The sequence below is a fragment of the Arcticibacterium sp. genome (assembly GCF_055134445.1).
Genome location: NZ_JBSRVI010000095.1, coordinates 1 through 10,418 on the forward strand (window position 1 = coordinate 1; position 10,418 = coordinate 10,418).

General features: G+C 37.5%; 9 protein-coding genes and 1 pseudogene. 5 read left to right on the forward strand and 5 right to left on the reverse strand.

Annotated elements, in window-relative coordinates; genetic code table 11:
- The coding region (locus ACTBZY_RS12565) for a glycosyltransferase family 117 protein (RefSeq protein WP_463046680.1) at positions 1-888 on the reverse strand (888 nt) is incomplete at its 3' end.
- 197 nt (positions 889-1,085) lie between these two features.
- Positions 1,086-1,715, reverse strand: coding sequence for a deoxynucleoside kinase (locus tag ACTBZY_RS12570; protein ID WP_463046681.1), 630 nt, complete (start codon positions 1,713-1,715; stop codon positions 1,086-1,088).
- A 111-nt stretch (positions 1,716-1,826) separates the two neighbouring features.
- Here ACTBZY_RS12570 and trhO point away from each other — a divergent pair, with 111 nt between their 5' ends.
- The 3 genes from trhO (at position 1,827) to ACTBZY_RS12585 (ending at position 5,615) form a co-directional block, all read left to right on the forward strand.
- A complete protein-coding gene (trhO, locus tag ACTBZY_RS12575; RefSeq protein ID WP_463046682.1) occupies positions 1,827-2,813 on the forward strand; it encodes an oxygen-dependent tRNA uridine(34) hydroxylase TrhO in 987 nt (328 codons plus the stop codon).
- Positions 2,814-3,283: 470 nt separating this feature from the next.
- Entirely contained in the window at positions 3,284-4,051 is a 768-nt protein-coding gene (gene surE, locus ACTBZY_RS12580) for a 5'/3'-nucleotidase SurE (protein ID WP_463046687.1), read from the forward strand.
- A gap of 1 nt (position 4,052) precedes the next feature.
- On the forward strand, positions 4,053-5,615 hold the full coding sequence (locus ACTBZY_RS12585) for a GH3 family acyl-acid amido synthetase (RefSeq protein WP_463046683.1): 1,563 nt from the start codon (positions 4,053-4,055) through the stop codon (positions 5,613-5,615).
- Positions 5,616-5,783: 168 nt separating this feature from the next.
- On the opposite strand, the gene ACTBZY_RS12590 is transcribed toward ACTBZY_RS12585, so the two are convergent.
- From ACTBZY_RS12590 to ACTBZY_RS12600, 3 genes are all read right to left on the reverse strand, one after another.
- On the reverse strand, positions 5,784-6,392 hold the full coding sequence (locus ACTBZY_RS12590) for a LysE family translocator (protein WP_463046684.1): 609 nt from the start codon (positions 6,390-6,392) through the stop codon (positions 5,784-5,786).
- A gap of 124 nt (positions 6,393-6,516) precedes the next feature.
- Complete coding sequence (locus tag ACTBZY_RS12595) at positions 6,517-8,334, reverse strand: DUF885 domain-containing protein (protein ID WP_463046685.1); 1,818 nt, start codon at positions 8,332-8,334, stop codon at positions 6,517-6,519.
- Between the two features lie 122 nt (positions 8,335-8,456).
- A complete protein-coding gene (locus ACTBZY_RS12600; protein ID WP_463046686.1) occupies positions 8,457-9,005 on the reverse strand; it encodes an NUDIX domain-containing protein in 549 nt (182 codons plus the stop codon).
- A gap of 89 nt (positions 9,006-9,094) precedes the next feature.
- On the opposite strand from ACTBZY_RS12600, the gene ACTBZY_RS12605 reads away from it, so the two are divergent.
- Positions 9,095-10,051 carry a cation diffusion facilitator family transporter gene (locus ACTBZY_RS12605; protein WP_463046688.1) on the forward strand — a complete coding sequence of 319 codons (957 nt, stop codon included), beginning with the start codon at positions 9,095-9,097 and terminating at the stop codon, positions 10,049-10,051.
- Positions 10,052-10,178: 127 nt separating this feature from the next.
- Positions 10,179-10,418 (forward strand): annotated as a pseudogene (locus ACTBZY_RS12610) (3-keto-disaccharide hydrolase); the annotation flags it as partial.

Here is a 10,418-nt window from a genome sequence, read left to right on the forward strand (position 1 = left end):
AAATGAGAGCAAAGCTGTATTGACCCAAACTTTACTGTTTTTGCCAGACCAAATGATGCCGTAAACCAATGCCGCTATCAGAGCCAAGACAAAGAAAATCATTCCAGAACCAAATGGTAAACCGAAGGAATTGACAAATAACTTCTCGAAGAAAAAGCTGAAAGAAGGAATTCCGGTAATTACCCCTACCATGATGACTCCTAAAATGACTAAGCCAATTATTAGAGCCGAGATAATCCCTCTAAGGCTTACTTTTTTAGTCCTTTTGTAATAAACCCAAAGTCCTAAAGCAGGAATAGTAACTAAGTTCAAAAGGTGAACTCCTATAGATAGACCTACCAGATAAGCTATGAAAATAAGCCATTTGTTAGCTGCGGCTTCGTCTTCTATTAATTCCCATTTTAATACTGCCCAGATAACTATGGCGGTAAAGAAAGATGACATACCGTAAACTTCTGCTTCTACAGCAGAGAACCAGAAAGAATCTGACCAAGCATATATTAATGCCCCCACTAAGCTGGCTCCTAAAACTAAGATTCTGTCTGAACCATTCAATTCTTCACCTTTCTTGTTTAATATTTTTCTACCCAATAAAGAGATAGTCCAATACATAAAGAGGATGGTGAAAGCAGATGCCAAAACAGACAGCATATTGATACTTAAAGCTACTTTTTCTACATTACCTCCTGCAAAAAGGGAGGCTAAACGACCTAATAGCAAGAAGAAAGGTGCTCCAGCTGGGTGTGGAACTTGTAGCTTATAGGCACAGGCTATAAACTCGCCACAGTCCCAAAAACTGGCGGTGGGCTCCACGGTTAAAGTGTATGTAACAAGGGCTATCAGGAAAGCTAACCATCCGCCTATTGTATTTAATTTTTTAAAATCCATAAGTGTTTTATTAGATGCAGTATTTTATGTTAATGGGCTATTTTCGGTCAAAATAACAAAATTCAGTCCAAACCGTTTTCATGAATTACTTTAAATAGTGTTAAATGTTCCTATAATGGGATGGTTAACAAACATACAAGGTAGATTATGCCTTGTATTTGAAAGTAAAAATAGGAGTTTGGCTTATTTGGAGTAAATCAAATTTTCAATTGTTTACCCAAGTTAATATGCTTTTCAATGGCCTTTGTAATGCTCAAAAAGTCTGTCTCGTTATTCACGAAATCCATCTCATTCACGTCAATTTCAATCAGTTTTCCATGCTCATATTGGTCTGAAAATTTTTCATACAAAACATTGAGGCTTTTAAGATAATTAGGGTCAATGCTCTGCTCGTAATCTCTTCCTCTCTTTTTAATTTGCTTCAATAGCTTTGGAATGTCAGCCTTTAAGTAAATCATTAAATCGGGCGGACTTATAGCCTGCATAATGGTATTAAAAAGACTCTCGTAAGTTCTAAAGTCCGTTTCATTCAAATGGCCTGACTCATAAAGGTTTTGAGCAAAAATATAGGCATCTTCATAAATGGTCCTGTCCTGAATGATGGTTTTTTCTTCTTGAGATTTAATTTTAAGCACTTGCTCAAATCGTGAGTTTAAGAAGAAAACTTGCAAATGGAATGACCATTTCGGCATATCGCTGTAAAATGGAGCTAAGTAGGGATTGTTATCTACGGCTTCGTAATAGACTTCCCAGCCATAGTGTTCTGCTAATTTTTCTGCTAAAGTGGTTTTTCCGGCACCAATATTTCCGGTAATGGCTATATGCATAAGGCAAGAGAGCGTATAGGTATGAACCCAAAATTAGGACTTATACTGTCAATAATCATAGAAAATGCATAGAACCTTTATTAACTTTGCATTCGCATTTTTGAATTTATTATGAAAGACTTTAGCGTTATACTTTATTATATCTATTCGCCCATCGAAAATTTGGTGGAATATAGAGACGTACATCACCAGTTTTGCCTTGATAATAATTTGCTTGGTAGAATTATAGTGGCACCTGAGGGATTGAATGGTACGGTTTCTGGCTTAAAGGCAGATTGCGAAGCATATATGGCTTGGGTAAAAGAAGACCCACGTTTTTCGGCAGTAGAATTTAAAATAGAGGCTCTTGAAACTCATGCTTTTAAAAAATTATATGTAAGAATAAAGAAAGAGATAGTTCATTCTGAGCTGGGTGTCAATCCTAATGTGAGAACAGGAAAGCACTTAGAACCCGATGAATTTAAAGCCATGATGAATGACGATGACGTGGTGTTGGTGGATATGCGTTCTAATTATGAGCATGCTGTAGGGAAATTTAAAGGTGCCGTCACTTTTGATATGGAGAATTTAAGAGATTTGCCGGATCATATGCAGGAGATTGAGCATTTAAGAGATAAGAAAATAATTACCTACTGTACGGGAGGCATTAAATGCGAAAAGGCCAGTGCTTATTTATTGGAGCAGGGATTTGAAAATGTCTATCAACTTCACGGCGGTATTATCAAGTATGGTTTAGAAGCCGGTGGAGAAAATTTTGATGGAAAATGCTATGTTTTTGATGGCAGACTCACCACGGAGGTTAATGCTGTAAATCCAGTTGTAATTTCGAAATGTCATATCTGTGCAACAAAATCTGATAGGATGGTGAACTGTGCCAATCCTGTTTGTAATCAGCATGTGGCCATTTGTGAAAGCTGTGGGGATGAAATGCAGGGAGCTTGTTCCACTGCGTGTAAAGAGCATCCCAGAAAGCGATATTATGATGGTACCGGTTATTATCAAAAAACACTAGAAGGTTACAAACCTGAAATTGCCGCCAGAACCAGAAAAAACACAAAGAAGCTCCATATTGTGGAAGATTTAGGTTTGAAAGACTGATGAGCATTTTGCTCCAAATCTGGAAAAAGCTTCTGGGCTTTGCTAAGAACTTAATGCATCCCTCCTTTCCGAATACCCAAATTCGGTGATAAATCGTCCTCTTTTAAGATTATCTTTTAGATTCGTCATTTGCTTATTTAGTGTTTCCATTAGAATGACCTTATTTCAACATTGGAAAGGACTATTCAGGAGCGTCAGGATGTGTTGTTGTATCAAAATAAGTTTATGACGCATTTCAATTCAAAACTGGATAGAATTGAGGCTATGTTACATTCTGATTAAACCAACCAAGAAGTAGAGCATTCCAAGCTCATAGCATGACGCTGAAGTAAAGTTTTTGTTAATAATTAAACTTCACAAGTGCCTGACAACCTGTCGTCAATGAATACCTACATACCAGAATTGAATTAGAGCCGAGAAGCAATAGCCTTTTTTGCCTACTTTTGTTGACCAAATAAAATAGACTTTTGATGAAGCCACTGATTGTAGTAAGTAATGACGACGGCATAACCTCTCCTGGAATAGCTGTTTTAATAGATGCAGTAAAAGAAATTGGTGACGTTTTTGTTTTAGCTCCAGATAGTCCAAATTCGGGTATGGGACATGCCATAACAGTAGATAAAACTTTACACACTAAGAAATCAACTATTCACGAGGGTATAGAGGCTTATGAGTGTAGTGGAACACCTGCGGACTGTGTTAAACTGGCTAAACATCATTATTTAAATGGTAGGAAAATAGATTTGGTGGTGAGTGGTATTAATCATGGTCATAATGCATCACTTTCTGTTTTATATTCTGGAACTATGGCCGCCGCCAGAGAGGCTTCCATTGAAGGTATACCTGCTATTGGGTTTTCTATTGACGATTTCAGTTATGATTCAGATTTTTCTCATACAAAGCCTTTCATTAGAAAGATTTGTTTGGCTGTTCTAAAAAACGGAATACCGAAACACAATGCACTCAATGTTAACTTTCCCAAAAAGTCAGAAGAACCTATAAGGGGAGTTAAAGTTGTCAGACAAACTGATGGTTACTGGAAAGAGGATTTTGACGCAAGAAAAGACCCTCACGGCAGACCCTATTTCTGGATGGGCGGTGACTTTGTGAATCATGAACCTGATGCTGTAGATACAGATATGTGGTGTTTGGCAAACAATTATGTTGCTATTGTGCCTTGTCATTATGATATGACAAATTATGAAGGGATGAAAGAAATGGAAACTTGGAAATTCTAATATGGCTGTGATTGGAAACGTATTAAAAGGTGGTATTAAGTTATCAAATGCACTTCAAAAAATTCGTCAACCAAAGCCGTTTAAATGGCAAAAGAACACCTTGAAGAAGCTGTGTTCTACAGCTAGGGAAACACAATTTGGTCAGAAGTACGGTTTCAATGCCGTTCTTAAAACTTCTATAACAGGAGGAAAAAGAGATTTCTATGAAGCCTTTAAAAAGAATGTTCCTGTTTATGATTATAACAGAATTTATAAGGAATGGTGGCACAGATCTAGACATGGCGAAGTAGATGTAACATGGCCCGGAATCATCAGAAATTTTGCATTAAGTTCTGGCACCTCAGAGGCCGCATCTAAGGCGATACCTGTGAGCAATGAAATGATAAAGGCCATTCAAAGAACAAGTATAAATCAGATTATCTCTTTAGGGAATTATAAAAACTTACCTGCGGATCTATACGAAACAGGTTATTTAATGTTAGGAGGAAGCACTATTTTGAATGAAGTAGGGCATCATTATGAAGGAGATTTGAGTGGAATCACTCAGAAAACCATGCCGGCTTGGTTTCATAGATTTTACAAACCTGGTCAGCAAATAGCTCAAGAAAAAGACTGGGCTAAAAAACTGGAAGATATTACGGCAAATGCCAAAGATTGGGATGTCGGTTTTTTGGCCGGGGTACCTGCTTGGATTCAATTATTGATGGAGAAAATCATCGATAGATATGAACTCAAAAACATTCACGAAATATGGCCAAATTTAACAGCCTTTGCTTGGGGAGGCGTTTCCATTGAGCCTTACAAAAAGGATTTTGATAAGCTTTTAGGGAAACCTATCATTTACATAGAAACTTATTTGGCTTCTGAAGGTTTTCTTGCTTATCAGGTTAGACCAGAGGGGGGCTTACAATTGGTGCTGAATAATGGGATTTTCTTTGAATTCATTCCGTTCAATGAAGCCAATTTTGATACCGAAGGTAATATGCTAGCAAATCCTCAAACCTTTATGGTGGATGAGGTAGATGCCGGAAAAGATTATGCATTATTGATTTCAACCTGCTCTGGGGCTTGGCGATATCTGATTGGCGATACCATCAGGTTTACCAATGTGAAAAGAGCTGAGATTATTATTACAGGCAGAACCAAACACTTCCTGAGTTTATGCGGTGAGCATCTTTCGGTAGATAATATGAATAAGGCCGTGGATGCCGCTTCTGAGCATTTCGGTGTTTCAATCAGAGAATTCTGTGTTACTGGAATTAAACATCCTCCCCTTTTTGCTCATCAGTGGTACGTTGCCTGTGACGCAGACATTGACCCAGACGAAATGGGCAGATATATTGACCAAACGCTTTCAGAAATAAATGATGATTATGCTGTGGAACGTGGGCATGCCTTGAAAAATATTTTTTGTCGCGTATTACCACATGCGGCATTCATGTCTTGGATGAAATTGAAAGGTAAAGAAGGCGGTCAAAATAAATTTCCAAGAGTCCTTAAAGGAAATAGCCAGCAAGATTGGGAGAGCTTTGTGAAGCTAAATTATCCGCTACAGCAGATTTGAGTTTACTCAAGTTCTAAATAATAAATTGCATTATTAGCTCCCAAGGAGTGAAATATGAGTAGAAAAATCTTCACAAAAGGTGAAAATTGTTTTCGAGATTTTGCCAATGTTATCGATTCAAACCAACATCATGAATAACGGTCAAAAGGGTTTTATACCCCACTCCTCTTAAATAAAACCATCATAAGCAATTTTGGTAGCAATTATAATAAATATAATGGCGGTCAAACGTTTTATGTTACTTAAGGTTTTGGGATTCAAAAACACTTTAAGTTTACTAGCATAGTGGGCTATGACACATTCGGACAGAAAAATGGTGCTTAAGCAAATGACAAAAAAAAGGATAGTTTGATTTTGAGATAGCTGATAAGACTTTATCCCGCCAATGATAACAACCCATGTTAAAAAATTAACAGGATTTATAATATTTAACATGAAGCCTTTGGCGTAATAATAGATAAAACGTGCGGCTCTAAAATCCACAAACCGCTCTTTACTTGTTGTTTTTCTAAATTGACCCAAAGCCATCGCAAATAAAAGCACCACACAAATGGCTCTGGCGTAATTCTCAAAATTAGGAATATCGGGTAAAAATGAAGTTCCCATCAAAGCAACAGCCACTAAAACGACATCGCTACTTAAAACACCTGAGGCAATCTTAAAGCCCGCTTTTCTGCCGTATTCAATGCTGTTTTGCAGTAAAACAAAAAAAACAGAACCAAAACCGAAACTCAGGAAGATGCCCATCAAAAAAGCATAAAGACAAGCCTCTATCATTTTATAAACCCTGTAATTGGAATCGTTTTCAAAATATCTGCCTTATCTAAATCCAAAATTTCATTGTCAAGTGAAGCCTCTTTACCCAGCATAATCAGCTCGGTAAAGAGGTTTTCTTTTGGTACTATTTTCTTTTCTCTTTAATCCAATCATCCACAAGGGTCTCCAGCATACTTAAAGGAAGGGCTCCTGAAGTAAGTACTACTTCATGAAATTCTCTTAAGTCAAAATCCTCCCCTAATTCAGCCTGAGCTTTAGCTCGTAATTCTAGAATTTTCATCATCCCAATTTTATAAGCAGTGGCTTGTGAGGGCATTACAATGTGCCTTTCTACCATTCTTTCACAGTCTCTATCGCTACCAGCAGTATTATCTTTATAATACGCTATCCCCTCTTCTCTTGTCCATTTTTTCAAGTGAATTCCGGTATCTACCACTAACCTACACGCACGCCAAAGCTCCGCTGCCAGTCTCCCATAGTTAGAATACGGATTAGCATATAAGCCCATTTCTTTAGGGATAAACTCACTATATAACCCCCAACCTTCTACATAAGCCGTATATCCACCAAACTTACGGAACCTAGGGAGGTTTGTCAATTCTTGAGCTATAGACCTATCCATGTGATGCCCAGGAATACCCTCATGATAAGCTAAAGCTTCCATATCATATTTTGGCATATCTTGCATATTTGCCAAATTGGCATAATAAGTTCCTGGCCTACTGCCATCTGGAGCGGGAGACTGATAAAAGGCAGAACCAGCCGCTTTTTCTCTAAAAGGCTCCACTCTTTTGACAATCATTTTTGCTTTAGGTTTTGTTATAAAAAGCTCATCTAAACGTGTCCTCATATTGTCAATTATGGCCGTAGCACTATCTAGGTAGGCTTGCCTTCCAGCATCCGTATTTGGATAGAAAAATGCTTCATCTTTTTGAAGATAGCCAAAGAATTCTTTCAAATCACCCTTGAAATTAACCTGCTTCATAACTTCTCTAATCTCATTATGAATTCTAGCCACTTCTTTCAGTCCAATTTCATGAATTTGCTCTGCCGTTAAATCTGTAGTGGTGGTTCGTTTTAAAGCAATGTTGTAATACTCCTTCCCGCCTTCCATTTTCCAAATACCGTCTTCGTCCGTGGCACGCTCATGCTGACCCTCTAGAAAAGCTATTAATTTATCGTAGGCAGGTAATACAGTACTTAACAAAGCTGCATCAGCCTTTCTTTTTAAGGCAGCTTTTGAAGAAGGACTAAGCTCAAGTTTATCTATCTTATTATAAAAATCATCCTGCAGAGCACTTGATTTCCCTTTGTCAAATGGGGCACCAGAAATGATATTTTTTGAAGATTCAATGACCCTCGGAAATACAAATTTCGGTGGTATAATATTCTTTTTTTCTCGAATTTCTAGATTTTCAATGACTTGGTCAAAGTAAGTACCCACCCTATTTAATCTGGCTACATAAGCCTCCGCATCACTTGAATCTGTAATAATATGCATATTTATCAAGAAAGATGCTACATCAGCATGCGGCCCAAACATCTGATTTACAGGATAATTATAATGACGCCATTTGTAATCAGATATCTCGTTTTCAGCATTTTCTTTGAATAACTTATAGCTAATAAGATCCTGTCCCTTTAAGGCATGGACATTAATAGAATCAAGCAGAAACTGTAACTCTTTTTTTGTTATTTCCAATTCTTTTGCCTTGTTGTCTTCTGAAAGGTCATTCCATTTGTCATAATCTTTTTTGATGCCTAAATAGGTTTGGAAAGACGGAGACCTATCCAACATCTCACTAAAGCTCTTTTCAAAAAAATCATTTATCTTGGTAGATTCGAGTTCTATTTCCTCTGGTGAATATATTTTTTCTTTATTGGAAGATGAACAGCTAAACAGAAAGCAAGCTGAAATAATAAAGTATATGTTTTTTTTCATGGCATTTTTTTTGACCTTATAAGTAAGATATATTTATTGGTGAATCCCAGTATTTTAGTCAAAAAGTAAATACTTTTCAATCAGACAATTTAAGCCTAAACGTACAACGTCACTATTGAAAACTAAATTTTCAACATTCGAGCTACTTTTAGGATAGCGGCTACGCTGAGGGAATCTGTAATTTCATTATCCATGACCATCTGAAGAGCTTCTGAGATGTGTACTTTTTTGACCTTTAGGTCTTCAGTATCTTCTGGTTGTGCGTCGCTTTGAGAAAGCCCTTTTGCTGTAAATACATAGCCCACCTCGTTACAAACAGAATTAGAAGTATGCACTTTACAAAGCATTTCAAAATGCTCCGCAATAAGACCAGTCTCTTCTTTAAGTTCTCTTTTGGCAGCTTCAGTCCACTCCTCTCCTATTGGGCAGCCACCTTCTGGAATTTCCCAAGAATACTCGTCTAAGGGTACGCGGAATTGACCCACTAGCCAAGTAAAGCCTTCATTATCTAGAGGGAGCACGCCAATAGCCACATTTTTGAAGTTTACCTGACCATAAATGGCAGGATTCCCGTTCGGGTTCAGCATTTCTTTATGAACCACTTCAATCCAACTATTTTCGTATTCCGTTTTTTTGGATAAGGTCTGCCAAGGACTTTTCTGCTCTATCATGCCTGCGAAATTAGTAGAAATCGCTAAGTTTAAGCCATTGAAATAAAATTATTCTGGAACAGAATCATAGAAGTGTTAATCAAAAAGTCATAAGCCTTTCTCTGGCAGTGGGTTTTGTATTAATGCTTATTAAATTTTTGGCTTACTACATGACCAATTCTAAAGCTGTTTTAACAGACGCTTCAGAATCTATTGTCAATGTGGCCGCAGCAGCCTTCGCTTTATATTCCATTTATATTTCTAATAGACCTAAGGATAGGAATCATCCTTATGGACACGGGAAAATAGAATTCTTTTCTAGCGGTGTGGAAGGAGTCATGATCGTTTTGGCGGGTGTAATTATGATCATACCTGCGGTCTATTCATTCTTTGAAAAGGCTGAAGTCAAGGCTATAAATAGTGGAATTGGGTTGATCAGCATCACCATGATTGTCAATGCTCTCTTGGGTTATTATCTGATTAGCGTTGGTAAAAAAAATGACTCTATTGCCATCTCGTCTGACGGAAAACACCTTCTAATTGACAGTTTAAGTAGTGCGGCTTTAATTGCGGGTCTCTTCTTGGTGAAATGGACCGGAGAAGAAAGAATTGATGGCATTTTAGCCTTGAGTTTAGCCGCTTTTATTATTTACAACGGCCTTAAGATAGTCAGGAAGTCTATCAGTGGATTGATGGATGAACTAGACGAAGACACCTTTAGCACGCTTTTAGAAATTTTGAATCGTCATAGAAAACCCCGATGGATAGACGTGCATAATTTTAGAGTTCAGAAATATGGTGCGGATATACATATAGATTGCCATTTAACACTACCTTACTATCTTAGCCTAGAAGAAGCTCATAAAGAGGTGGGTCTTTTTGAAGACACGGTAGAATCAAACTATCCTTTTGATGTCGAAGTGTTTATACATACAGACCCCTGTATTCCAGAATGTTGCAATTACTGTCAAGTGGCAGACTGCCCTGTGAGGAAAGAGGAATTTGCAGGCATAAAAAAATGGACCAGAAATAGAATTTTGTCAAATGCCAAACACTTTGAAAATTAGACTACGTTTAACCCGCTTTATTCATTAGAAATTCTCCCGACAGTTATCGGGACCGTAGCTAAATTGTTTCAAATCAATTCGTAAACCCATTATATTCAAACCAATTATCAATAACCCTATTTTAAGAATGAAAAAACTAATCTTACTCTTATCTATTTCAATGGCCTTCATGGCTTGCTCTTCTGAAACAACAATAGAAGAACCCTTGCCAAATACCCTATCGGAGCAGGAAAAGGAAGATGGCTGGAAGCTGTTATTTGACGGAGAAACCACCGAAGGCTGGCACCTTTACAATATGGGTAAAGTACCTTCTGCCTGGATTCCTGTTGACGGCATGTTGTATTGCAACCCTGATACTTTTGAAGTG